18 protein-coding genes are annotated in these 25,663 nt (G+C 41.1%); 3 read left to right on the top strand and 15 right to left on the bottom strand.

Annotated elements, in window-relative coordinates; translation table 11 throughout:
• Positions 1-22: 22 nt before the first annotated feature.
• The 3 genes from IT970_RS08705 to bla all read right to left on the bottom strand — a co-directional run bounded on the left by IT970_RS08705 (position 23) and on the right by bla (position 4,570).
• Positions 23-799 carry a family 16 glycosylhydrolase gene (locus IT970_RS08705; RefSeq protein ID WP_196857214.1) on the bottom strand — a complete coding sequence of 259 codons (777 nt, stop codon included), beginning with the start codon at positions 797-799 and terminating at the stop codon, positions 23-25.
• Between the two features lie 60 nt (positions 800-859).
• Complete coding sequence (locus IT970_RS08710) at positions 860-3,550, bottom strand: TonB-dependent receptor (RefSeq protein WP_036968029.1); 2,691 nt, start codon at positions 3,548-3,550, stop codon at positions 860-862.
• A 264-nt stretch (positions 3,551-3,814) separates the two neighbouring features.
• Positions 3,815-4,570 (bottom strand): subclass B1 metallo-beta-lactamase, encoded by a 756-nt coding sequence (bla, locus tag IT970_RS08715; protein WP_196857215.1) that lies wholly within the window; start codon positions 4,568-4,570, stop codon positions 3,815-3,817.
• Between the two features lie 288 nt (positions 4,571-4,858).
• Between bla and IT970_RS08720 the strand changes: the two genes are divergently transcribed.
• Positions 4,859-5,767, top strand: a complete 909-nt coding sequence (locus tag IT970_RS08720) for a substrate-binding periplasmic protein (protein ID WP_196857216.1) — start codon at positions 4,859-4,861, stop codon at positions 5,765-5,767.
• 15 nt (positions 5,768-5,782) lie between these two features.
• On the opposite strand, the gene IT970_RS08725 is transcribed toward IT970_RS08720, so the two are convergent.
• The 8 genes from IT970_RS08725 to IT970_RS08760 form a co-directional block, all read right to left on the bottom strand.
• Positions 5,783-7,651 (bottom strand): hypothetical protein, encoded by a 1,869-nt coding sequence (locus IT970_RS08725; protein ID WP_196857217.1) that lies wholly within the window; start codon positions 7,649-7,651, stop codon positions 5,783-5,785.
• Positions 7,652-7,660: 9 nt separating this feature from the next.
• A complete protein-coding gene (locus IT970_RS08730; RefSeq protein WP_075593509.1) occupies positions 7,661-8,752 on the bottom strand; it encodes a hypothetical protein in 1,092 nt (363 codons plus the stop codon).
• 59 nt (positions 8,753-8,811) lie between these two features.
• Complete coding sequence (locus IT970_RS08735) at positions 8,812-11,886, bottom strand: hypothetical protein (RefSeq protein ID WP_196857218.1); 3,075 nt, start codon at positions 11,884-11,886, stop codon at positions 8,812-8,814.
• Positions 11,887-12,248: 362 nt separating this feature from the next.
• Positions 12,249-13,418 (bottom strand): 2-methylaconitate cis-trans isomerase PrpF, encoded by a 1,170-nt coding sequence (gene prpF / locus IT970_RS08740; protein ID WP_196857219.1) that lies wholly within the window; start codon positions 13,416-13,418, stop codon positions 12,249-12,251.
• A gap of 2 nt (positions 13,419-13,420) precedes the next feature.
• A complete protein-coding gene (gene acnD / locus IT970_RS08745) occupies positions 13,421-16,012 on the bottom strand; it encodes a Fe/S-dependent 2-methylisocitrate dehydratase AcnD (RefSeq protein WP_036968020.1) in 2,592 nt (863 codons plus the stop codon).
• A 116-nt stretch (positions 16,013-16,128) separates the two neighbouring features.
• Entirely contained in the window at positions 16,129-17,253 is a 1,125-nt protein-coding gene (prpC, locus tag IT970_RS08750; RefSeq protein WP_196857220.1) for a bifunctional 2-methylcitrate synthase/citrate synthase, read from the bottom strand.
• A gap of 24 nt (positions 17,254-17,277) precedes the next feature.
• On the bottom strand, positions 17,278-18,153 hold the full coding sequence (gene prpB / locus IT970_RS08755; RefSeq protein WP_036968012.1) for a methylisocitrate lyase: 876 nt from the start codon (positions 18,151-18,153) through the stop codon (positions 17,278-17,280).
• 87 nt (positions 18,154-18,240) lie between these two features.
• Positions 18,241-18,942 (bottom strand): GntR family transcriptional regulator, encoded by a 702-nt coding sequence (locus IT970_RS08760; RefSeq protein ID WP_036968009.1) that lies wholly within the window; start codon positions 18,940-18,942, stop codon positions 18,241-18,243.
• Positions 18,943-19,223: 281 nt separating this feature from the next.
• Here IT970_RS08760 and rsmF point away from each other — a divergent pair, with 281 nt between their 5' ends.
• Complete coding sequence (rsmF, locus tag IT970_RS08765) at positions 19,224-20,663, top strand: 16S rRNA (cytosine(1407)-C(5))-methyltransferase RsmF (protein WP_196857221.1); 1,440 nt, start codon at positions 19,224-19,226, stop codon at positions 20,661-20,663.
• A 310-nt stretch (positions 20,664-20,973) separates the two neighbouring features.
• A complete protein-coding gene (locus tag IT970_RS08770) occupies positions 20,974-21,789 on the top strand; it encodes a polysaccharide deacetylase family protein (protein WP_196857222.1) in 816 nt (271 codons plus the stop codon).
• Here the strand turns inward: IT970_RS08770 and IT970_RS08775 are convergent.
• The 4 genes from IT970_RS08775 to IT970_RS08790 are packed head-to-tail and all read right to left on the bottom strand — an operon-like array spanning position 21,786 to position 25,662.
• Positions 21,786-23,639: an alkaline phosphatase D family protein gene (locus tag IT970_RS08775; RefSeq protein WP_196857223.1), complete on the bottom strand. Its 1,854-nt coding sequence runs from the start codon at positions 23,637-23,639 to the stop codon at positions 21,786-21,788. The two genes, IT970_RS08770 and IT970_RS08775, sit on opposite strands and share 4 nt — an antisense overlap.
• 2 nt (positions 23,640-23,641) lie before the next feature.
• Complete coding sequence (locus tag IT970_RS08780) at positions 23,642-24,421, bottom strand: TatD family hydrolase (protein WP_196857224.1); 780 nt, start codon at positions 24,419-24,421, stop codon at positions 23,642-23,644.
• A gap of 12 nt (positions 24,422-24,433) precedes the next feature.
• Positions 24,434-24,760: a PilZ domain-containing protein gene (locus IT970_RS08785; protein ID WP_036967997.1), complete on the bottom strand. Its 327-nt coding sequence runs from the start codon at positions 24,758-24,760 to the stop codon at positions 24,434-24,436.
• Between the two features lie 8 nt (positions 24,761-24,768).
• Complete coding sequence (locus IT970_RS08790) at positions 24,769-25,662, bottom strand: DNA polymerase III subunit (protein WP_118844363.1); 894 nt, start codon at positions 25,660-25,662, stop codon at positions 24,769-24,771.
• Position 25,663 lies beyond the last annotated feature (1 nt).

Below are 25,663 nucleotides of genomic sequence, written 5' to 3' on the forward strand. Positions count from 1 at the left end.
GAACAATTAATTACAGAGAAAATCAACGCGGTATGTATTCAATAAAATCGTAATATACCCAAGATGAAGCGCCATAATATTGACCTGGGAAATAATTTGCTTCGACAGAATTATCACCATGCCAATGATTAATCATAATTTTGCTATTATCGATGGGCCACGCGTAAGCTGGAATTTCATTCTCTGCTAAATGACCATCTCCGTTTTCTTTATACACCGTTCGGATCGTTTGCTCATGGCCATTGGCATCGAATAAATACCAGCGAATGGCATTGCTTGACCAATCAAAGCCAATAGTCAGCAAGTTTTCTCGGTAATCTAGCCCATACTGACTTAAGTCAATATCCTTTTCCCAACTTTGGTATTGACCACCTTGCGGTTGATAAATCACATTTGTATGAACAACATTACCTAACGAAGGAAGCAATTCAATATCAATTTCTTGCCACGCTCGGCCAGGGCTATCCCACCACGATGTATAGGTAAAAATTGATGAAACAGTGCCCGCCACATTGCCAGATTTTAATCTTCCCTGAACTTTACCGTACCCATAAAAATGGTTGCTTTGTAGTTCTGAACATGAGCCTTGTGCTAATGACAACGTTAAACCATGCTCACTGGGATTTAGTAAATCAGTTTTAAATGCGCAACCAAAGGGTGTGCCATTACTGCCAGTACGTGCAGTCCAAACAGAGCTATCATATCCCCATGAAAAATTATCTTTAAAATAATTAGCATTCGCGTGGGTAGCGACTAAAGATGTGCAGCCCAATAATGCACTAAGAAACAGTTTTTTCATTGTTATGCCTTAAATAATTTGGCTCCCATATTAAAAATATGGGAGCGTAAAATAGAGGGGTTAGAATGAAAATCCAGCTCTTACACCATAATACCTAGGCATGCCAAAGCTGCCCTTAGGAATACCTTTGCTGGTATTGTTCCAGTATTGAATCGTCTCATCAGATGCATTATTGATGAACATTTCTGCATACCAGTTTTTCTCTTTTGGCTCGTATTTTAAAGAGGCATTGTATACAGCAAAGGCATCGCGGCTATCGTCTATGTATTTAGTTGCTTCGTCTGAAACTGCAAAGTCCATATCATCCAAATGCTTATCGAGATTCCACACGGTGGTATACGCTTTATCTTTCCAGCTGGCATTAAACCAACCATGAATAAATCCATATTCGCCCAGATCAAAGGTATGTGTATAACTAATGTTAGCCGTGTATTTTGGCGTCATTGCTAAGTTATTACCTCTAAGGTTAGTCGTTAGCAATGTATTTTCAGGGTCTTTAGATTCTTCATAAGAAATATTAAACAAATACTCAGAATCATAATCCCATTTAGTGTGCCAATCTTCCGTAATTTTTGCCTCAGTCCAGGTCACATAACCAGTAATTCGCCCATTTGGATAAGGTTTCCAATCAAATTCAAACTCAAGACCTTTAATCGTAGAGCCCGGAACGTTTTGAGTATAATAAGCAATCACAGGCTGATTCTGATAATCAAGAATTGGCTGACCATCTTCACCGATTACAGGTGCCCCATCCTCATCTTCAACAACAGACAAGCGCTCAACATTACCAATTGATCCCACTGACGCATACTGCATATCTGTATAATCTGTATAGAAAAATGCAGCTTTTAGGTTCAATGAATTATCAAAAAAGCTAGACTTTGCGCCGAATTCCCAGGTCAGCACTTCTTCGGGATCAAACTTTGTTTCAAACCGAGTTACTTCACCCGTTCTATCATTAACCACTTCGTAAACATCACCAATACCACCCGCTTTAAATCCGCTTGCAAGGTAGGCATAGAGCATTGTTTCTTCGGAGATGTCATAATCTAAGCCAACACGAAAATCATGATGCTGCCAACTTCCTTTATTGTCGTTTTCAAAGTACGACGCATAAATAGACGGATCTTCATAATAATCGACAGGTTGATTGTTAAGCTCTGTTCTATTTAACCAACCAACAGCACAGCCATCAGCATTTGAACAACGATAGGTACGACCGCCTTTATCCTGCTTCGTTTCATCACTAAAGCGATAACCAAATGTCGCATGCAACTTTTCAGTTAATTTATAAGTGCCTTGGCCAAACAAAGCATACGCATCTGTTGAACGGTCTGGCTGGTCCCAAAATGCTTTATCATCCATTGGATTATCGTAATAACCAACTGTGGTTGTTTTTTCATGAAAATAATTGGCACCCACAATCCAAATAAAGTCGCCGTATTCATCTGATTGCAGTTGTAATTCTGTAGAAAATGATTCTGCTCCGGTGCCATCTAGGAAATAAGTAGCGCCATCCCAAGGGTCTAAACCAACTTCGCTATCTTGTGCTGAAGACCTTTCCATATCTTCATATCCCACTAACCACACCAGATCATATTGATCATTTATGGTGTAGTTAAAGGTATTACGAAGGTATGTTATGTCTAGATTCAACTTTCCAGGCACATTAACTACGGCTTGATACGTGTTATCACTCGGTAGGAAATTCGTACAATCACCTCCCATTTCAGCGGGCCTTCCACGTAACTTATCGCAGTTAACTAAATCAAGGTTATTATTGCTATCGTTTACATATTTTTGGAAAACGGTGTGGTTTGAAAAATTGCCATCCAACGGCTCCCAAAGTGTACTTATACGGAAAGAATATTCATCTGCGTTATTGTAGAAATCACTTTTATCTGCAGCTGTTAACTGACGAACTTTTTGAGCCTCTGGATCGGTTCCTGCGCCATCAATCCACCAGTTTTCTCTTTGTGTCACTGTTTGTCCAACACCTTGGTATGAATCTTCAGAGATTACAGGGGCATTTAAAACCTCATCAGAAAGTCGGCGCGTGTCATATTGGTTAGGGTCATAGTACCCCTCTAGGTAAGAGTCACGCTTTAGGCCTTTAGCTGAAAAACGAACTGCAAACTCTTCAGTTACTGGAATATTGATAAGGCCATCAATACTGCGGCTATTAAACTTGCCCGCTTCAATATTCAACTGCCCATATTGGTTTTCAAATTCAGGCTTGGCGGAAATCACATTGATACTTCCCACCGTCGAGTTTCGGCCAAATAAAGTACCTTGTGGTCCACGAAGCGCCTCAACACGGTCAATATCATACATCAGAGCAAGCGCACCTTGCATTCTTGGTGAATAAATACCATCTAAATGAACACCAACAGCAGGGTCCCCTAACTCAGTTAAGTTAGTTGAACGCACGCCTCGCATTGAAATAACAGGAGCAGATTGATCCGTTGCTGTAGAAATATCTAAGCTAGGCACCAAGTTCGCTATATCCTTTATGTTATTTACACCATTTTTTTTAAGCTCAGCCTCTGTAAGTGCAGTGATGGCCACCGGTGTTTCCATCAATTTGGTTTTACGTTTTGTTGCCGTTACTGAGATAATTTCTAACCCACTATTCTGCTGTTCAACGTCTTTAGACTTTGAATCTTGCTGATCATTATTTTGTGCATATACCGGTAATGAGCATGCTAATGCGACAGCGATAGCAACAGCTTTTTTATTTATTGTGTGCATATTCGACCTTTTTAATGTGTGTTCTAGTGTTAAAGTCTTTACGTTTAATTAACAGTATCTAAAGGAGCATTTTTCATTACTAGTCAAATTCGGCAAAGCGAGTTTCAAACAATACAAAGCGAGACTGGATTCAGATAAAAGAGGGTTAGCGACAGAATTTAGGTTTTCTAACGCGTAAAAAAAAGGGGGATAAACGGGGCCTTTGGGCTTTTAATCATTGCGAAATATTCCTAACAATTTTATTAAAAACCCAACGTTTTGACGTTACTTAAGTTGATTGAGAATGAGTTTTTCGGTGTGGCTCAATAAGTCAACCCCGCCTATTTCACCGTGTCCGGGAACCACTATTCGTAATTTTTGGTAATCATTCTTCAACTGCTGAGTAATTTTCAGCCATGAATGAATATCTCCATGGGCTATATTCCCTACAGAGTTAGACTGTAATGCACGAACCGCACAGCCTGCGTATAAGATACGTTTATCTGGTAACCATACCATTATATTATCCATCGCATGACCTGGGCCTGGGAAAAACACATTCAATGAGCCAAATTTCACCTGTGCACCGACTGTCGCAAGTTCGGCTATCACATTGTTTGGCACAGCAGTCCCTTGCTCTATTGTCAATTGCTGCGTCAAAGGGTGAGAATACACTTTGATACCACGCGCTTCTAATACATCAACCCCTGAAGCTCGGTCTGCATGTGCATGAGTGACAAGTGCCTTGGTTATCGGCAAGTTTATTTCTGTGTTAATGACGCTTAATAACTGTTGTGTTTGTAACTCTCCCCACGCTGTGTCGATCAGGGTTAAACTTTGCCCCTCCCTGACAATCAAACCATTCGAAGGGAATGTTGTCCCGTTAGGATAAACATAAAAAGAGGTATGCAACCAAACGCCTTCATCTATTTTCGTGATAAAGACTTCATTCCCAGCGTGTATATTCGCTAAACTACTTTGAGTAAATACACCGCAAACAACAAAAAATAATACACCCAATATCCTTTTAAATATCATCATAATTCCTAATCTTCTTGACGTTATAATATTATAATTTTTTACGTGATCGTTTTGTAACAAAAACAACGTTAATTTTAAAAGTGGACTCAATTTACTCGATACGAATGCTCGCCCTAGTTCAGCCTCTGATAGCAGTGATTAAAAACGGGTGCATCGGCCCTTTATTCCCTGCTTTTAATTCTGCCAACTCGATTAAGCGTATATTCTATTTACACGGTTACTTTTCGATGTTGTATATTTGCAACAAGAGGCTAAGCTTTATATACATAACAAATGCTTAGAAAAAATATGAAATTATTAGTAATGCTCTTTTTTTTCTTCTCTACTCAAGTGGTTGCAATGCTTACACCCGTGACCTATGAAAAAGATGGAGAAGTCATTACCAAAAATGCGATACGCTACAAAGACGGCTATGGTTACAACGTAAATGCCGAACATGTATTAAGGCTTGTTACGCTTGATTGGCCACCCTATATCGATGAAAACTTATGTAACAAAGGCTGGCTTTACCAGTTTACAATTCAATCTTTGCTTAAAAAAGGCTATGGCGTCTATATCGGCTTCTACCCGTGGGCACGGGCAGTGAGGGAAGCAGAGCTTGGCAAAGCAGACATCCTTTTCCCTGAATACTTTATTGAAAGTACGGTTATTTCAGATAACTTTTTAGACAAGACACGCAACGAGTTATTAGCTCTCAGCCAGCCGATTCCTGGTGGGGACCTCTCATTTGTTGCCTTGAAAGGAAACCAAATTCGTTTTAATGGCGACCTAAACTCTGTTAAAGACCAGGTGATTGGCGTTGTCAGATCTTACAAAAACACTCAGCAACTTGATGAAATGATTGATAATAAACAAATTGACACCATCGTTGCAAACAATGAGTACCAACTTATCCACCTACTACTAAGCAATCGCGTTAGTCTCATTGTTGCAGATCTTGAAGTGCTTAAAGCCAGTGTTTATAAATCAGAGTTATCGATTAATGGCAAAAGACAAATCATTGAATCATTGGTTGCGCTTGAACCAAAACTTGAATATAAGCCCCTCTATTTTTCTATTAGTAAATCAACACCACACTGGCAAAAAGTACTGAAAGATTTAAATGACGAGATCAAGCAAAAACGACAAAGCGGCCAATTTGAAAACTTCATTAAAAAGATGAAACAGCAATGCTATGGAGTCGAAAAAGCGGCATGAATGCCGCTTCTTAACTTAAAATAATGATTCAAACGTACCATCAGGGAACAAGATACCGGGTGCCCCCCTCACAGTAGTAACATCACCAATCTGGGTATCTCCAAAATAAAGTCCACCACTAAAATTACGTCCTTTTTGTTTCAAATCTAACCATCGGCCATCAGCACCTTTGATAACCGCGTTTACATTATTACCAACAGTTCGTAGGTTAATATCCAGTGCTCGGCTATTCTGCTTGATAAATATATCTGTATTCGTCAACTGCGCTAAAGCAGTTAACTTACCAACAAAGCCAAACTCAAAATCTGTAGCACCATTTAGTGGCGTGCCTAAATGTAATGCGAAAACAAGATTTTCAGTTTCCTCATTTATAAAAGGCGTAGCCTCAATAGCCTGAAGATTAAATGATGTTGTTTTCGACGCGGTTGAAAACTCACCATCAAGATCAAAGTCAGATACAATAGTAAGCAATTCTTCAAACGGTGACACAAAGCGATTAAGTGTCAAGTTTAGATTTCCTACAAGTTCGCTGTCTTTTTTTACTAAGGTAATATCTGTATTAAGAGTCCCTTCACCAGTAGAATCCTCACTTAAAATTGTAAAGGGATCATCCGTTCCATCAAACGATAACAGTAACTCACTAACATCAACCAATAACTGAGTCTCATTGCTGCTCATTTGGGCGCTCATAACGCCTGTTATTTGATTTCCTAGTAGACTACTAATCCGCCATTGAGGAACGTTTATATCCATATTCACATCGATGCCATCGTATTGCCCTGAAATTGACCATCGATAAGGGGAATGTTGATACTGCACTGTAAGACCATTTACAGTATAAAGTCCCGGTAAGGTATCATCTGCGGGCGATACATTTGAGAGAACATCAAATAGTACATTTGCTAATGCAACTACAACCGACTGTGAATCATCATCCAATGCATTCGTGAAGCCATTTAAATGTGACGACAACTCAGCGCTGTATTGTTGTTCTTGTAACCTTACGACGCCGATAACATTACGAATATCATCCAATAATTCGCGCGATTGAAGTATGGGAGGTTGTTCATCCAATGCTGAAAGTTCAGAAACCTTGCCTAATCCAACTAAACGTTGCTTTAAATTCCCCACAACCGTTTGAATAAGTTGATTTCCTTTTACATTCAATAAATTTTCACGAATATAACGATTTGCATACTGCGCGTACTCAGGGAAGCGTGAAATTTGCGCCTGGCTTTCAAGTTCAATAAGCTCAGGTTGCGATAAGTTTGCTTCTAATTCAGCCGCACGCTTTAAAATGACTCCAAAACTTAACGCGTTAGTTAATAGTTCAGCTTCTAATGAATCATTCAATTGGCTATGTGTTAAATGATAAAATGGAGTTGCGCTAACGCTCTGTGATGTAACATCTAACTTTTGAGCGCTAATTACGGCACTGACTGGCGATAAAAAGAGCCTATTTTCACCAGGAGCTGCAAAAAATGACGCACTGTAATCTAACGAAAGCGGTAAAACTTCTTCAAAATCAATTTGACGATTTGCGTTTATGTCATCAGGATTGTCACGATACGTTCTGCCGCACCCTTCATAACTTGGACACAAAACAAAGTCATCATTTGATACAAACTCAACTGAATAATTTGCTAGACTCGTTAGTGAGATATCTAAACTATTGAGATCTGAAGTTTCAAACGTTTGTCGTTCACCACTTGCGTTATTTGTAAGTATCAGCGTGCCAGCATTTGACTGCCATGGCGCAATGTAGAAGTTTGCTGTCGAGGTAGTTTTAATCACGACTTGTTCGGGTACGATGTTTTGCTCTGATGAGCCTCCGCATCCTACCAAAAATAAAAAAATGCCTAAGGGCGCTATTCTTTTTACCATGCTTTATCCTTAGAAATTCACTCTAACAAACCAATTCAAATTTGCATAATATGCTTCGTCTAAATCTAAGCTATCAGTTTGCAAAGTTAACCCTATATATTCATTTTCGATTCCGACTAAAAATGCCTGGCTGTTACTCTCATATCCACCAAGTAGTTTCCATGTATCTGCAAAATGATAGCGTCCAGTTACTTGAGTAAACGTGTCACTTTTTATTTGTTTAGCCATTAAATGCGCAGAGAATGCGTTGTTAATACGATAATTTAATGATGCTTTTAGTCGTACTGGCATTTCAAATGTATGATCAACCTCATGACCATTCGCTGAGGTAGTAAGCCTTATTGTAGGCTCAGTAATGATGCTACCACTCTCACTTTCAGTGAATGGCACTTCGGTTGTATAGCCTTGAACAAAACCCGCCTCTTTATATTCTGTTTCATACGCGAGGTCTTGAGCTTGTACATTCAACTCCAGCTCTGGTGTAATTTGCCAATTAATATTTAGATCGAAGCTATAGCCTAAACCGGTCGGGTTTTCATCTGAAGTAAATCGCTTAAAAAGTAGGTCCTTAGAGTAATAATAATCAACCTCCAAAGCTCCTTGAATTTCATCACTAAACACCGTGCCATCGACCTTGGCGTCTTGGAAATGTGCACTTGAAAAAATGGTGATTTTGGGGGTAATTGTCAGCGCATTATTATCTAAAAATTTAAAATCATAAGCGACAAAAACACCATTAGTAGTTGCTTGTTTGCCGTCTAAAAAATAACGATAATCACGTTCTTCAAACGGCAGATCATTTTTTTCTGTGTGTAAGTATCGTGCGGTATCAGGATCAAATTCAAGCAAGTAATCAAATCGACTTTGTACACCCACTGTATAATTTCGGGTTTTAATACCTAACTCAAAAATATTAAAAGTAAACGCACTATCTCCGCTTTTTAAAGGAGCATCAAAGTCATCTATAAAAGACTTTACAGGTTGAGATTCAGTGTAAACTTCTGCATCTAGGGTGGTGAAAAAAGTAGTTGGCTCTGCGGCAGCTGTAAAGGAAGAAAATAAAGAGCTTGTTATAGCCATAACAAGTAGTGTTTTTTTCATAGTTTATCCACTTATTATTATAAAGGGGAGCAAGCTCCCCTCTTTTTTATACTGCGTTATTACTTAGTCATGTCTAAAAAACTAATATCAGTGTAGTCAATAACTTCACCATCAATATATTCTATAGAGATACCATTGGTAATTTCAGTCACTGTACCAAACTTCATCATTTTCCCTGAATATAATGCATCAACAGAACCAGAGAAGTCAGCACTTTCAACAGCACTGAGTGACATCATATAAGCAATATCGTTATGAAGCTCTACGCTGACCATGTATGTTTCCATCTCATCAACAGCACTGTCTAAGCCAATCATCGCCGTAAATTCAGTGTCACCGGTCATACCTGATGCTTTAATATTAGCAAGACTAGTTAGATCAGAGCCTTCTAAACTTAACATCCCCGTAAAGCCAGAATCGCCATCAGTTACTTGAACTCGAGACCATGCTTCGATAGTTTCAACTTCACCATCCACTAATGTATCTGAAGATATCTCATCGTTAAATTTAACAATCAAACATGAATCAGATAAATCTGCAGCGATCTTACCGTCTTTTACATCAACACAATCTTGCGTTGCTTGCGCTGTATCCTCAAGCGTTTCAACGATAACGGTGACTCCATCTTCGGTGGTAACTGTACCACCAAATGCGAACACAAGTGTATCTGTTTCAATAACACCATTAACACTGATCATTTCAGATGTTGTGTCGTTAGACAACGATAACTCTAACGCATCTTTATCAAAGCTGTATGTCCATTCAGGGAAACGAGTAGACTGTACATTGTCGGCTTCGTCACCTAAGTCCCAAGCTTCTGTTAGAATGTCGTAGATTACTTCAGCTTTATCAAAAAGTGCTTTACCGCCTGACTTCGTAAGAATCGTTGCTTGAGTAACAGTCTCTGTTCCCGCTTTCACGTCGACTAATACTGTGAACTTAGCAATTGCATCCATAGCAGTATCATAAAGCGCTTGTGCTGCTAATAGTGCATCATCTGCGTTTTCTGCATACATAGCGGCTGACTTAAGTTCAGCTGCTGCAGTTTCGAGTTGCGCATCTGCCATTGCAATATCATCAGCTTCAGTGGCGACTTTCTTGAATGCTGTGGCAGCATCTGTTGATAAATTAGACGCAGAAATTGAAGCCGCAGCTTTCATTTGCGAGTCTGTTGCAGCCGCTATTGCTTGTTCTGCTGCCTCTAAAGCCGCAGTCGCACTTTCAAGGTTTGATACATCAGCAGCTTCAACGGCGATCATCGCAGTAGCCAAAGTTGTATCAGCTGTCATTGCAACCGTTGCGGCTTCAAGTGCAGCAGCTGCTGCAGCTACCGCATTCGCTTTCGTTACTTCAAACTCTAAACCTAATGCCGATACCGCTTCATCTGCTCGTACAACTTCAGCTTCGATACTTGCAATCAATGACACAACGTTGTCGTATTCCTGTGCTACCGCATCACGGACACTTGCAGCTTGATCTGCAAGTTGTTGGTAATCACTATTTTTAGCTGCAAATGCCGCAGCTGCTTTCGCAATACCATTCATCTTAGATTTAACTGATTTTAATTGCTTCTGCCATACCGTGTAAGTATCTACATTACCATTTAGTAAATATACCGCTGAACTATATGCTATTACTTGCTCATTGGTCTCAAGTCCTGCATCACCTAATTCAGTAACATCGGCAAGTGACGCTTGCGCAGTATCAATAAGAGCCATCACAGCATCTAGATCAGCTTGGGCTTCAATCACTTTTTCATTTAGTTTTTGTGCAGCTTTCGAATCAAAGTCATCCCCAGCATCACATTCTTCACCAGAACAACCAATCTTACTTAGCGCATCTTTTACATTCTTAGCTGTTTCTTTAAGCTCATCATCAGCGCCTGCTTTTTTAGCGTCTTTTACTACTTTTTCAACAGCTTTCGTTGCTTTCGATTTTAGTTTTGCGATAGCGTCAGGGTCCGTTATACCTAAGCTTTGAGCTACCGCGGCAAAAGCTTCGTCAACACCTTCACCTGTTACAAGGGCTGCAAAAATTAAACTCGTATTAATTACCGATTGTTGTAATGCCGCAGCAACCGCTTTGACAGTATCATCATCATTATCGGCGACTTTGCCATCAGAAACACCTTTAGCAAGCTGTGACATCAGTTCATTAAGCGAACCGTTTGTACCCGTGCCAGCCATTGATTGTAGAGATATAGCAGTTTGAATTAGCGCTAATGTACCCGCGTCTAATGAATCACCGTCTTCAAGTTCGGTAAAATCTACCGCACCACCTGTTGAAATATCAGCTAACAAGGCTGCAGCCTCAATGGCAGTATCAGGACCAAGTAGTTGAATTAATGTTTTTAGACTTGCTTGAGAGATTGCGTCTTCAGAAATTGCTTCACCGTTACCCGCACCTTCAAGTAGAAGCTCTGCAGCAATACTGGTAAACAACGTTAAATTAGCAAAATACTGAGTTGACTTATTTTCGCCGTCAGCATAACTCATACCACGAACAGATGCCGCTGCAGCAGGAGCACTTATAAATTTAACAACTTGCAATGTTACATCGTCTTTATACCACTCGCCGAAATCGATGTTGCTATCACCATTATTTTCCATGCCCGCTTCTTCTGATACACCTGGTGCTGTATCGTAGTCGCCACATCCTGTGAAAGAGTCACATTTGACCATACTGTCATCACCTTCAGATGAGGTTGTAACTGTGATATATAATGGTCCAGTAAAATCATCTTCAACAAATAGTGAGTAACCACCATTCATTGCCGTTAAAACTGACTCTGGGTTTGCAGCAAGAACTTTTGCTTTTGCCATCGCATCAGCTTCAGCTTGTGTGTTAGCAGTTGCTGTAAACGATTCGTCTGCAGAAGCTGCTAAACGAAATGCAACCGGTATCATCTCTCCTGCATCATTCATCGTTTTGACAACGACCGCTGCGTTTGATAATGAGCCTTTTACAGCTCGACCTGTTACTTCTGTTCCAAAGCTTGCAGAAGCTGAACCTTCAAATGTTTGAACCGGCTTGACTGTTTCTTTTTTATTGTCGTCGTCAAACCAATTGCAACCCGTTAACCCAAGTGATAAAGCAACAGAAGCTGCTATCGGGGTAAATTTATTAATTCGCATTGTCGTTATTCTCCTTAATGGCTACTTCTGTAGCTTAGCAGTAATAAAATACTAGGTTACAATTTATTATCAAACATTAATTAAACGTAACCAAGAAACTATGCAGGCATAATTCCTTTTTATGGCGTGACAAAATAACGGATGTTTATGACATTCATAAGAAAATGGAATATAAAATGCAGAAATACACAGAGTATTTCATCTAAGAAATAAAAAATAAGACATTGATTTTCATTAGGTTACATAAAAACCCTCCGTAAATTACAAAAAGAAATGTGAATAACTAAAAACAGTGCCATAAGGCGTTATCCCTGTTTACAATTATTCACATTTACAATGTAACTTTTTGTAACTGAAAGCTGTTAAGCTGGCACTCTTACCCACCCTTCCATGAGTACTCGCGCACTGCGGCTCATACTGGCTTTTGTTACTTGCCAATCTTCACCAACTCGTTCTGCTGCGGCTCCCACTTTTAACGTACCCGATGGGTGCCCAAAATTTACTTCATGGCGCTGTCCGCCACCTGCAGCTTGATTTACTAAGGTGCCGGGTATCGCAGCTGCAGTGCCAATAGCAACCGCTGCCGTGCCCATCATGGCATGATGCAGTTTACCCATCGACATAGCACGAACGAGTAAATCAATATTGTCGGCTGTTACTTCTTTTCCACTGGATGCATGGTAGCTTTTAGCGGGTGCAACCCACGCAACTTTGGGTGTATGCTGGCGTGCTTTCGCTTCCTCTACGTGCTGAATTAAACCCATTTTTAGCGCACCATAGGCACGAATTGTTTCTAGCTTTTCAAGGACTGAAGCATCACTATTGATAGCATCTTGAAGCTCAGTACCGTCATAACCGATTTCACTGGCATTAATAAATACAGTAGGAATACCCGCATTAATCATGGTCGCAGATAGTACTCCAACGCCCGGAACGTCGAGTTCATCAACGAGATTACCCGTTGGGAATAACGCGCCTTCACCATCAGCCGGATCCATAAACTCAAGCTTTACTTCGGCTGCAGGGAATGTCACACCATCTAGTTCAAAATCACCTGTTTCTTGAACTTCACCATGGGTAATGGGGACATGTACAATGATGGTTTTACTAATATTTACTTGCCAAACTTTAACTTCTACAACGCCGTTATCTGGAATCTTGCTGGCATCAACCAAGCCATTACTCACCGCAAATGCGCCCACTGCAGAGGTTAAGTTACCGCAGTTACCACTCCAATCAACGAATGCCTTATCGATAGCAACTTGACCAAAAAGATAATCAACATCGTGATCGTCCTTGCTGCTCTTCGATAAAATAACGGTTTTACTGGTGCTTGATGTAGCTCCCCCCATACCATCCGTTTGTTTACCGTATGGATCTGGGCTACCAATAACGCGCAGAAGTAAATTATCGCGTGCTTCACCTGCCTCTTGGGCAGGTTCAGGTAAATCAGTTAAATTAAAGAACACCCCTTTACTGGTGCCGCCACGCATATAAGTAGCAGGCACTTTAATTTGTGGTTTAAAGGCCATAATTAATGCTCCTCAGACTCTAAAAAGTCTTGAGCAAAGCGCTGAAGTACACCACCAGCTGAGTATATTGATACTTCTTCGGCTGTGTCTAAGCGACAGGTCATCGGTACTTCAACCACCTCACCACTTGTGCGTGTAATGAGCAGAGTTAATGTCGCACCAGGTGTTGGCTCGCCTTTAACGCTAAAGGTCTCACTACCATCAATGCCTAATGTAGTTCGTGTTGTGCCCGCTTTAAATTCAAGTGGTAACACACCCATACCAATAAGGTTTGTGCGGTGAATTCGCTCAAAGCCTTCTGCAGCGATAACTTGTACACCAGCAAGACGAACTCCTTTTGCAGCCCAGTCACGTGATGAACCTTGACCATAATCAGCACCCGCCACAATGATGAGTGGTTGTTTACGCGCCATGTAGGTTTCGATAGCCTCCCACATACGGGTCACTTTACCTTCAGGCTCAATACGAGCATAAGAACCTTGCTTTATTTCACCATTTTCTTTAACCATTTCGTTCAATAGTTTAGGGTTTGCAAACGTTGCACGTTGAGCAGTTAAGTGATCCCCTCGGTGAGTAGCATACGAGTTAAAGTCTTCTTCGGGTAAGCCCATTTTAGCAAGGTACTCACCCGCAGCACTTGATGCTAAGATTGCATTCGAGGGTGATAAGTGATCAGTCGTAATATTGTCACCTAATACAGCTAATGCACGCATATCAGTTAAACTACGCTCACCAGCCAATGCACCTTCCCAATATGGCGGGCGACGAATATAAGTGCTTTGCGGACGCCATTGATAAAGTGGGTCATTGTCTTCACCATAATCAACACTTAAATCAAACATAGGCTCGTAAACCTTTCTAAATTGTTCAGGTTTAACGCTTTGTTTAATCACTGCATCAATTTCTTCATCTGATGGCCATAGATCCATTAAGCGGATTTCGTTGCCGTGTGAATCGATTCCCAATACGTCTTTTTCGATGTCAAAACGAATAGTACCTGCAATGGCATAAGCAACCACTAAGGGAGGTGACGCAAGGAACGCTTGTTTGGCATAAGGGTGAATACGACCATCGAAGTTACGGTTACCCGACAACACAGCAGTTGCGTATAAGTCACGGTCAATAATTTCTTGTTGAATTTTAGGATCAAGCGCGCCACTCATCCCATTACAGGTTGTGCATGCAAATGCCACAATGCCAAAGCCTAACTTTTCAAGCTCTGGTAATAAATTGGCTTCTTCAAGGTATGATTTAACCGCTTTAGAACCTGGTGCCAAAGAGGTTTTAACCCACGGTTTACGTGATAAACCTTTCGCGTTCGCATTGCGCGCAAGTAAACCAGCAGCAATCACGTTACGCGGATTACTGGTATTAGTACAGCTCGTAATTGCTGCGATAATACATGCACCATCAGGCATTAAGCCTGCTTCATTTTCAACAACCCCTGTGATCCCTGCTTTAGCAAGGTCACTGGTTGCAACACGACGGTGTGGATTAGATGGGCCCGCAATATTACGGCCAACGGATGATAAATCGAACGTTAAAACACGTTCATATTCAGCCGTTTTTAAACTATCGCTCCACAAGCCAGTTTCTTTTGCATAGGTTTCCACCAGCTTAACTTGCTCTTCTTCGCGGCCGGTTAGACGCAAGTAATCAAGTGTGTTGTCGTCAATATAGAACATAGCTGCTGTGGCACCAAATTCAGGTGTCATGTTTGAAATCGTTGCACGGTCACCTAACGTCAGTGCATCAGCCCCTTCACCATAAAACTCAAGGTAAGTTGAAACAACTTTCTCGTTACGTAAAAACTCCGTGATCGCAAGTACGATATCGGTTGCAGTAATGCCTGGTTGTGGTTTACCGGTAAGTTCAACACCAACAATATCAGGTAAGCGCATGTACGAAGCACGGCCAAGCATGACGCTTTCAGCTTCAAGCCCGCCCACGCCCACAGCAATAACGCCTAATGCATCAACCATAGGAGTATGGCTGTCTGTGCCGACTAAGGTATCTGGAAATGCAACGCCATCACGTTTTTGAATAACAGGCGACATTTTCTCTAAGTTGATTTGGTGCATGATGCCGTTACCCGGTGGAATAACATCAATGTTCTTAAATGCCGTTTTTGTCCAGTTTATAAAGTGAAAGCGATCATCGTTACGACGATCTTCAATGGCGCGATTTTTTTCAAACGCATCGGGTTCAAAACCTGCGTGTTCTACTGCTAATGAATGGTCAACGATTAATTGAGTAGGTACCACTGGGTTTACTTTCGCAGGATCGCCGCCTTTCGCGGCAATTGCATCGCGTAAACCGGCTAAATCAACCAGCGCTGTTTGGCCTAAAATGTCATGACACACGACACGTGCAGGAAACCACGGAAAATCTAGGTCACGTTTACGTTCAATTAATTGCGAAAGTGCATCGTTTAACATTTCAGGTTCACAGCGACGAACTAAGTTTTCAGCTAATACGCGTGATGTGTAAGGAAGTGTGGCGTAGCTGCCTGGCTTAATAGCATCAACAGCAGCGCGAGTATCAAAATAATCAACGCCGGTGCCTGCTAATGGTTTTCTAAATTCTGTATTCATGATGACTCTACTTGTACTTGGTGACGATGAAGGAAGTTGGGCTTGTTTTTAGTGTTTTTATGCCCTTTTATAAAAGGGCGGCTTGGCCGCCCCTGTCATTGGTTTGATTGGTGTTATTAACGCTCAGAAATTGGCGTATAGCTTCGTGCTTCTGGGCCCGTGTAATCAGCGCTTGGGCGGATAATACGGTTATTAGCACGCTGCTCTTTAACATGAGCAGTCCAACCTGTTACACGGCTCATCACGAAAATAGGCGTGAATAACTTCGTTGGAATGTCCATGAAGTGATACGCTGATGCATGGAAGAAATCAGCGTTACAGAACAATTTTTTCTCGCGCCACATAACTTCTTCACAACGAACAGATACCGGGTATAACACAGTATCACCCACTTCTGCTGCCAGTTTTTCAGACCATTTTTTGATGATCACGTTACGTGGGTCAGACTCGCGGTAAATGGCATGACCAAAACCCATAATCTTATCTTTGCGCTCAAGCATGCCCATTAATGCTTCTTCAGCTTGATCGGCGCTCGTAAAGCTTTCAATCATATCCATCGCAGCTTCATTCGCACCACCATGCAGTGGACCACGCAAACTACCAATTGCACCTGTCACACATGAATGAATATCAGACAAAGTTGAAGCACACACACGCGCTGTGAATGTCGATGCATTAAACTCGTGCTCTGCGTATAAAATGAGCGAAACATTCATTACTTGCTCAAATAATGCCGATGGCGCTTTGTCATGTAACAAATGTAAGAAATGTGCGCCAACCGAATCATCATCTGTTTCAGTATTAATACGTACACCGTCATGACTAAAACGGTACCAGTAACAAATAATGCTTGGGAATACAGCCACCATGCGGTCGATTGCATCATTGGCTTCACTAAAATCTTGCTCCATTTCTAGGTTACCTAGCATAGAGCAACCCGTACGCATAACATCCATAGGGTGTGCATCTTTAGGAATATTTTCTAGTACTGTTTTTAGTGCGTCTGGTAAACCACGAAGTGTTTTTAACTTAGCTTTATATTCAGTAAGTTCTGCGGTTGTTGGTAATTCACCGCGCGATAGTAAAAAAGAGACTTCTTCAAACTGGGCTTTATCAGCCAGTTCACTAATATCATAACCACAATACGTTAAACCAGAGCCTGACTTACCTACCGTACACAGAGCTGTTTCACCTGCTACTTGACCACGTAAACCTGCGCCGCCTAATGCTTTATCTACCATGAGTGTTCTCCTTCAATGTTGTCGTTATGATTTTTTAGCTGAGAAAAGGTTATCAAGTGTATTTTCATATGAGTGATAGTCTAAAAACTCATATAACTCAGCACGTGTTTGCATATTATCGATTTGGCTTTGTTGTGAGCCTTCGTTAAGAATAGATGCATACACGTTAAGTGCTGCTTTGTTCATGGCTCTGAATGCACTTAATGGGTAAAGCACCATTTCAACACCCACTTCACTTAACTGCTCTTTGGTATAAATCGGTGTTTGACCAAATTCTGTGATATTCGCAAGGATTGGCACATTTAACGCTTTCGCAAACGCTTGATAATCGGCTAAATCATGAACTGCTTCAGCAAAGATTGCGTCAGCGCCCGCTTCAACACAGGCTGCTGCACGGTCGATAGCTGCATTTAGGCCTTCTTTTTGGAATGCATCAGTACGCGCCATAATGTAAAAATCGCTATCCGTTTTTGCATCAACCGCGGCTTTAATACGGTCAACCATTTCATCTTTAGAAACGATTTCTTTATTTGGACGATGACCACAGCGCTTTTGTGCTACTTGGTCTTCAATATGAAAACCCGCCGCGCCCGCTTTCGTCATTTCTTTAACTGTACGCGCAATGTTAAATGCCCCGCCCCAGCCTGTATCGGCATCAACAAGAAGCGGTAAGTCGGTAGCGCTGGTAATTCGACGAATATCTTCAAGTACGTTGTCTAGGCTGGTCATGCCTAAATCTGGCATGCCGTATGATGCATTAGCCACACCAGCGCCTGAGAGGTATAACGCTTGGTGGCCTGTTTTTTCAGCCATCATGGCACAATACGCATTGACAGTGCCGACCACTTGCAGTGGCTTATTGTTGGCTATCGCCTGTTTGAACTTTAATCCTGCTGACATTGGATAACTCCTATCTTTGAACGGTCACAGCTCTTTGGCTGTGTCTAATTTTTAAAATTAATCTGTGACGGTTTGACGACAACTCGGCTATTTTTTTGCCGCGTGTAAATCAAACTTAGTCTGTATATTGGCCTGAGATGCACTTATATGGCGCTTCATTAGCATTTCAGCTAACTCCCCATCATGATTTTCAATGGCATTAATAATTGCAAGATGCTCATCAAAAGCCTTTGATACGCGAGGCCCCGCCATGCCCATTTGTACACGGTACATACGGATTAACTGATACAACTCATTACATAAAAGATGAATTAAGTGTGCGTTTTTAGAGCCTTTGATTATGCGATAATGAAAATCAAGGTCACCCGCTTCTTGGTAGTAAGATTCACCTTCTTTGACACGTTGTGTTTGCAAGTGTTGATTAAGTAACTGCTTTAAACCTTGCACTTCTTGTGGCTCCATATTGTCGGCAGCTAAACGACACGCAAGCCCTTCAAGCGCACTGCGAACCTGATACACTTCAATAAGTCGCTCAGCAGTCAGTGCCACAACACGACAACCCACGTTTGCTTTACGTTCAACTAAGTAGCAACTTTCTAAACGATTAAGTGCTTCACGTAATGTAGCGCGACTAACACCATAACGCTTCGCAAGTTCAGGCTCAGAAATTTTACTACCCTGTTCAATAGTGCCTTGAACTATTTCACGGCGCATGTCGACAAACACTTGGTCTGACGCTGTCGTTATCGTGATATCGTTATAGTTATCGTTGGCTTTTTGCTCTGTCATAGTCACTTCTTTAAACGTGCTGAATTTAGATTGTCGACAATTAATAACGTCACTATGCGCGCTATCGTATAAACTGTCAACCTTCAGACCATGAAAACAGCCTAAAAAAACAACCAAATGTCGACATAAAGTGATATCTTTTGAAAATATTGACCATAAACAGTGTTTATAGGGGTGAAGTGTCGACAGTTTAGTCATACGTGTAAAACTATAAAAAAGTCCCCCGTACACATCAAAAATGATATGATCAGCACATTATCACGTGACTTGAGAGCCCTTTCGTGGACGCTAATACATTTATTCCCGATTCATTTATTGATGATGTAAAAAGCTACCTTCCTGCACATTTATCCCTAGACGATTTTATTGCTGCCTGTAGGCGCCCGCTCAGACGCTCTGTACGCGTTAATACATTAAAGATGTCTGTTGAAGAGTTTCAGCGCCAATGCGCACGCAAAGGCTGGGAGTTAACGGCCATTCCGTGGTGCGAAGAAGGGTTTTGGTTAACGCGACCAAGCGAAGAGGAATCCGCTCTTGCCATAGGCAATACTGACTTGCATTTAAGTGGCGCTATGTATGTACAAGAAGCAAGCTCAATGCTCCCCCCGGTTGCACTTAGAACAGAAGTACAGCACAGCGATGCGGTACTTGATATGGCGTCGGCGCCGGGTTCTAAAACATCACAAATTGCCGCCATGATGAATAATCAAGGGGTTTTAGTCGCGAATGAATTGTCGTCATCACGCTTAAAAGTACTGGCTGCCACACTTAAACGCATGGGCGTGGGTAACTGTGCGCTGTCACATTTTGATGGTGTGATCTTTGGTGATTACATGTATGAATGCTTTGATAGCATTTTACTCGACGCACCGTGTTCTGGTGAAGGCACCGTTCGTAAAGATGCAGACGCCCTTAAAAATTGGTCCATTGAATCTAACATCGATATTGCAGCGGTTCAAAAAGCACTCATTAAAAGTGCATTTTATGCATTGAAGCCTGGCGGTACACTCGTTTATTCAACCTGTACCCTAACCCCACTTGAAAACCAGCATGTTTGTGAGTATTTATTAGACACATTTCCTAACTGTGTTGAAGTACAGCCACTTGATTGTTTATTCGAAGGGGCAAATAAGGCGACAACCCCTGAGGGCTACTTACACGTATGGCCACAAACATACGATAGCGAAGGCTTCTTTATCGCAAAATTCAAAAAAGTAGCTTCAGTTGATAACCCGAATCAAAAAGTCAAAAAAGGGGCTTTTCCATTTACGGCGTTTGATAAAAAACAAAGCCAAGCATTTATGCAAACAATTAAAAAACAGTTCGGTCTAAAATCACTGCCAGGCAGCTTAATGCAGCGTGACAAAGAACTTTGGTTATTTCCTGAATCCTTTAATGCACTTCAAGATAAAATCAAATATTCCCGCTTAGGAATCCAAATTGGTGTGATCCATAAAGGGGGTGTGCGCTTAACGCATGAGTTTGCCACAGTATTTGGCCAAGATTGCGCTAAAAACACTTATGAAATGACAGCTTCTCAAGCAAATGATTACTTCAATGGTAAAGATATCCGTCTTGAAAAACCGGTTCAAGACAATGGTGAAGTTGTGTTATTGCTGTGTGGCTGTCCCGTGGGTTTAGGTAAATGGCAAAAAAATAAAATTAAAAACTCTTTACCACGCGATCTCGTGCAAAATACCCAGTTGATAACATGGGTATAACATGCGAATAAACGCTGCATAAACACGGTTCTACTTTGGGTAAACAAAGGTAACAACTTGATTTTAAACCAGTATAAAATTTGTACATTTATAGTGCAATTTTCATCTCATTAACTACACTTAAAAGTACTTTCTACTTCTCCCTACTGAATTTAGAAGGTGTTTTTTTAAAGTTAGCGCAGGCTCGCAAGAGCCACCCCCTAAGCCCAGAACAATGCGGATTCGTTCTGGGCGTTTTTTATTCAAAAGTCGCATAGCCAAACATAATCCTTTTTGATTTCATTAATAAAATAACTAAAAAGGATCCTCCATGTTAAAACCGCTGTGTGTATTATTTCCCGTTTTTATTAGCTTCCAAAGTATTGCGAAAAACAGCCAATACGAAGGCTTTAGCTATCCTAATAAGGCAAAGAACGCCATTAGTATTTCCTTTGATGATGCCAGACACAGTCAGGTAGACACAGGGTTAGCACTATTAGACAAGTATCAGGTTAAGGCCACCTTTTATGTCTCCCCTTTTAATGTCAAAGAACGCGTTGAAAAATGGCAAAAGGCAGTAAAGTCTGGGCATGAGATAGCGAACCACACTACCAGCCATTTATGCACCGGCAATTTTGAGTGGTTGCGTAAACAGGGGGGTTCTCTTGAGCAAATTACGCTCAAAGACATAGAACAAGATATTCTAAAAGCGCAAGACTATATCAAGCATACGCTGGGCATTGAACCAACCTCGTTCGCATATCCGTGTGGAAACACATTTGTAGGGCGTGGTGCTAACACAAAAAGTTATGTGCCTGTTATTGCCAAGCACTTCAAAACAGGTCGAACTTGGCTAGATGAAACCGCCAACAACCCTAATTTTACTGATTTTACTCAGCTTACTAGCTTAGCGATTGATGGCCTTACCTTTGAACAAATAAAAACCATGCTTGAACAGCACCGTACAAACAACAGCTGGATTATTCTTGCGGGGCATGAGGTGGGTAAAAGCAGTCAGTACACCACAGACAGCGAAGCACTTGAGAAGCTTATCGTGTATTTACAAAACCCAGACAATGGTTTTTGGCTTGATACCGTGAGTAACGTGGCTAAATATGTAAAAGCTAACCGACAAGAAATTGATTAATGATCATTTAAATCAAATTCAGTAATTTGGTTATCAGCGTGAATAAGCTCATACTTTGCAAGCAACCCGTCATTAAGTTCAATCAAGCTGATAGCCGCATTACTTACAAGGTATTTTTGCCCGTCGCCTTTAGTTTGATGTTTATCAACTTCCATCTGCCAGCGCTTAGTAAAAAAGTTAAGGGGGCTTTTCGGGGCATATAAAATTGAATCAAGCTTATCGAGTACGTTAATAAGTTTTCGCGGGAACTCATTTTTAATACCACTGGCCGTTAATTGCCAAATACGGTTTTTATGTTTCCCAAAGCGCTTTTGAACAGAAAAACAAAATGAATAATGGACATCGCCAGAAAGAATTAATGTTTCTTTCGGTGTATCTTCACGCCGAAATGTATCGAGTAACTTTTTAGCAGAGCCTTCGTGAGCCATCCAGTTTTCAACATCAACTAATAAAGGCTGACCACAAAAATTAAACATAGCCTGAATCGCTTCTATTGATTTCACCCCAAATACGGGCGCTGGAGAAACGATAATAACCTTATCATGCGAAAGTAAACTTTCTTCAAGTTCGGTTAAGCGTTCCCAGTCGAGTAAACCTGAAGGCTCATTAAAGTTTTGCTCATTACGCCAGCGATGGGTGCGCGTATCAAGCACCACCACTTTAGGAATGGTATTGAGCTCGTAATGCCAATAATTGAAATTGAGGATCAGCTTATCGAACTCTTTGAACTGCCATGTTTGGCCGTCAAAGCTTTTTGTGAACGCAGATAACAAAGACAGCGTTTTTTCACCCGCATCATTACCAATTCCTTGCATTAACCAATAACTTATTAAGCCGTTATTAACGATTCGTCGGCTGACTGGGTGTTGATAGATAGCGTGCTCCCACCCTGCCGTTAAATTCCAGTCATCTGTGACATCATGGTCGTCAAACATCATCAGGGTTGATACATTAGCAAACAACCGCTGTGTTTTATTCAACCCATCCGCAAAGCCAAGGAGTGCATCCTTTTCAAGCTGAAATTGCGTGGCGTGTTTAGGCGGCAGTGTTGGGCAATCTGTCTGTGCAAAATCAATTAGCTGCCACGAAACAGCACTAAAGTTAAGTATATAAAGTGCAATGAACTCTTGAAAATGTACTAAATGATTTTCAGCTTTTAAACTAGAAAAATGAGGCTCATCTTTTTTTAGCCAATAACCGACTCCCCATTTGCTGCGATTTTGCCAAGGCACTTTAGGTAAATAAAGATGGCGACTATAAAGCTGTTCGCTAAAACAAGCGGGTAAATTGAGCTTAAGCGGCGGCTCTTTAAAGATCCCAAACAGCGTTATGATTTTTTCTATCGCCAGTAACATCGGCCCTGCAACATCATCTGCGTATACTTGATCACCCGATAACAAAAGTAAATCAGCACCCGCGTTTAGCGATTGTCGCTGCTCATTTTGCCACGTGTCGGCTGCCACCAAACTATCTTTAGCAGGATGATGGGGGTTACGGCACGAACCATGTAAGATTTTATCGAGTCTATTAGGAATTACAAATGCAGGAAAATCGGCACGTTCGTAGCAAAATGCAGATAAATCGAGGCTTTTATCACGATCATGAAGTGAATAATAGATCAGTGAATCAACCCCAAATGGCTGTGAGGTTGGTAAAACAATGACATAGTAAAGAAAGAGAGCCTCGCCTAATTGAATGACCTCATGCTGACAGGTAGATTCAAGGCCCTCAAACTCAATTCTATAATCACTGTTTCGGGTTGTTACAAACTGAAAACAAACTTGATGAGGATCTGCACGGCGTACCATAGGCCCCATAATAAGTTGAGGTAAATTTGATACGCCGGTCATTGTTAAGCCCTTTTTGCTTGCTTAAACAGTGAATAGAAATTATCTGTCGTGGCGCTAGACAATTCGTTAAAAGTAAGCCCTTTTAACTCAGCAATATAATACGCAACGTCTTCTACATACGCGGGTTGGTTTGTTTTTCCACGGTATGGTACAGGGGCTAAATAAGGCGAATCTGTTTCGATTAAGAGCCGATCTAATGGGATTTTCTTCACAACGTCTTTTAGTTCAACGGCATTTTTAAATGTAACAATGCCCGAAATCGAAATATAAAAGCCCATATCAATCGCTTTCTTTGCCATATCCCAATCTTCAGTGAAACAATGCAGTACACCACCACATTTTTCAGCATTATGAGCGCGCATCAGGTTAATTGTGTCCTCACGCGCATCTCGAGTGTGAATGATAAGGGGTTTGTTAAGCTCATTAGCAACGTCTATATGCCCAACAAAGCTCTCTTGCTGAACGATATGCGTTTCTTTTGAGTAATAATAATCAAGACCTGTTTCACCAATTGCAACGACTTTATCGTGAGTAGCAAGGTTGATCAGTTGGTGTTTATCAAGTGCATCTTTTTGATCAAGAGGGTGTACGCCACACGAAGCGGATACATCTGGATAATCTTTAATTTTTTCAAGCATGCTTGGAAACTGCTCCAAAGTCACACTAACACATAAAAAGTGTTCGACTTGCTTTGCACGTGCGTTTTCAAGTACTTGGTCTAAATTAAGGTCGAGTTTGTCGAAGTCAAGACGGTCTAAATGACAATGAGAATCTACAATCATGGTACTACTTTTTTACATGGTATACGTCGGATTGTCAGAGTTTAACATAGTACCCAGCAGTTTTTCGATCTTGGCATTTAAATTGGTTTTATCGTCGATAAAGCTTATACCAATACCTGGCGGATTCGAGCTTTGTGCACCTTGTGGGGTTATCCAAGCAACCTTCCCAGTAATTACGTCATCTTCTAAAGCATCTGGTAATGTCACTTTTAAAGCCAATGAATGCCCCATTTCAAACCGCATATTAGTACGTACAAACAAACCACCATTTTTTATGAAAGGCATGTAACAGCGATATAATTCTTCTAAATCTTCGATATCTACTAATAATTCTTGCACAATATGTCCTAATTATGGCTTTCACGTAAAGAAAACGCTAGTTGCGAAATGGCCAGCGGCATATTCAAACCAAGCACATGTGAGCTGTTATAAATAAACTCAGAAATTGCAGATTGCGCTTTTTGATAGCTGAAAAAATCCATTCCCAATACTAATTGCGTTTTTAGATGCTCAGTTAAAAACAAAGTAAAGACATTAACCAAACTTGTATCTTTATTCAGTATGTCGACTAACGCACTGAAATTATGGCTGTCTTTTATCTCAGTTGCAAATTTATAGAGTGTATCAATAGACTCTAATTGCTGTTCATTTTGCCATTGTTCTACAAGGAGTGGTTGTTGCGAAAACAAACCTAACCAAGAATAATTAGGAATATCTAGGGAGGCTAACCATTGTGTCGTAGTTTCTATATTAACTTTCACTTCGTGCACAGCACAACGACTGAGTATGGTCGCAGGTAATTGCGCGATTTGTTCACAGGTTAATAATAGGTAGCGGTGTAAACTTGGCTCTTCAAGCGTTTTTAATAGCGCATTGGCAGCGGCTGTGGTCATTTTATGGCACTGCTCAAGTACAACCACCTTATTACCGTTTTGAGCAGCTGAATGGTTTATAAAATCGGTAATATCACGAATTTCATCAACACCGATCGTTTGCCCGTCTACTTTAACCACCCGTTTATCGGGATGCGTGCCTGCTTGATTTAACAAACAACTTTTACAATGACCACAGGCAACCAAATTATTGGCTGAGGCACATAACAAACCATCAGCTAACTGCTCTACTAAGCGCTGCTTGCCAACCCCTTTATCACCATTAAACAATTGCGCATGGTGAAAACGATGCTGAGAGTAGCTCTGTGCTAACTGCTGTTGTAAGGGTTCAAGCCAAGGCAATGGCATA

It is taken from the genome of Pseudoalteromonas sp. A41-2 (assembly GCF_015767615.1).
Classification (GTDB): domain Bacteria; phylum Pseudomonadota; class Gammaproteobacteria; order Enterobacterales; family Alteromonadaceae; genus Pseudoalteromonas; species Pseudoalteromonas lipolytica.

Excerpts from the sequence above, each read along its gene's own strand:
- IT970_RS08705 (WP_196857214.1), bottom strand. The coding sequence starts at position 799 with ATGAAAAAACTGTTTCTTAGTGCATTATTGGGCTGCACATCTTTAGTC.
- IT970_RS08710 (WP_036968029.1), bottom strand. The coding sequence starts at position 3,550 with ATGCACACAATAAATAAAAAAGCTGTTGCTATCGCTGTCGCATTAGCA.
- bla (WP_196857215.1), bottom strand. The coding sequence starts at position 4,570 with ATGATGATATTTAAAAGGATATTGGGTGTATTATTTTTTGTTGTTTGC.
- IT970_RS08720 (WP_196857216.1), top strand. The coding sequence starts at position 4,859 with ATGAAATTATTAGTAATGCTCTTTTTTTTCTTCTCTACTCAAGTGGTT.
- IT970_RS08725 (WP_196857217.1), bottom strand. The coding sequence starts at position 7,651 with ATGGTAAAAAGAATAGCGCCCTTAGGCATTTTTTTATTTTTGGTAGGA.
- IT970_RS08730 (WP_075593509.1), bottom strand. The coding sequence starts at position 8,752 with ATGAAAAAAACACTACTTGTTATGGCTATAACAAGCTCTTTATTTTCT.
- IT970_RS08735 (WP_196857218.1), bottom strand. The coding sequence starts at position 11,886 with ATGCGAATTAATAAATTTACCCCGATAGCAGCTTCTGTTGCTTTATCA.
- prpF (WP_196857219.1), bottom strand. The coding sequence starts at position 13,418 with ATGGCCTTTAAACCACAAATTAAAGTGCCTGCTACTTATATGCGTGGC.
- acnD (WP_036968020.1), bottom strand. The coding sequence starts at position 16,012 with ATGAATACAGAATTTAGAAAACCATTAGCAGGCACCGGCGTTGATTAT.
- prpC (WP_196857220.1), bottom strand. The coding sequence starts at position 17,253 with ATGGTAGATAAAGCATTAGGCGGCGCAGGTTTACGTGGTCAAGTAGCA.
- prpB (WP_036968012.1), bottom strand. The coding sequence starts at position 18,153 with ATGTCAGCAGGATTAAAGTTCAAACAGGCGATAGCCAACAATAAGCCA.
- IT970_RS08760 (WP_036968009.1), bottom strand. The coding sequence starts at position 18,942 with ATGACAGAGCAAAAAGCCAACGATAACTATAACGATATCACGATAACG.
- IT970_RS08770 (WP_196857222.1), top strand. The coding sequence starts at position 20,974 with ATGTTAAAACCGCTGTGTGTATTATTTCCCGTTTTTATTAGCTTCCAA.
- IT970_RS08775 (WP_196857223.1), bottom strand. The coding sequence starts at position 23,639 with ATGACCGGCGTATCAAATTTACCTCAACTTATTATGGGGCCTATGGTA.
- IT970_RS08780 (WP_196857224.1), bottom strand. The coding sequence starts at position 24,421 with ATGATTGTAGATTCTCATTGTCATTTAGACCGTCTTGACTTCGACAAA.
- IT970_RS08790 (WP_118844363.1), bottom strand. The coding sequence starts at position 25,662 with ATGCCATTGCCTTGGCTTGAACCCTTACAACAGCAGTTAGCACAGAGC.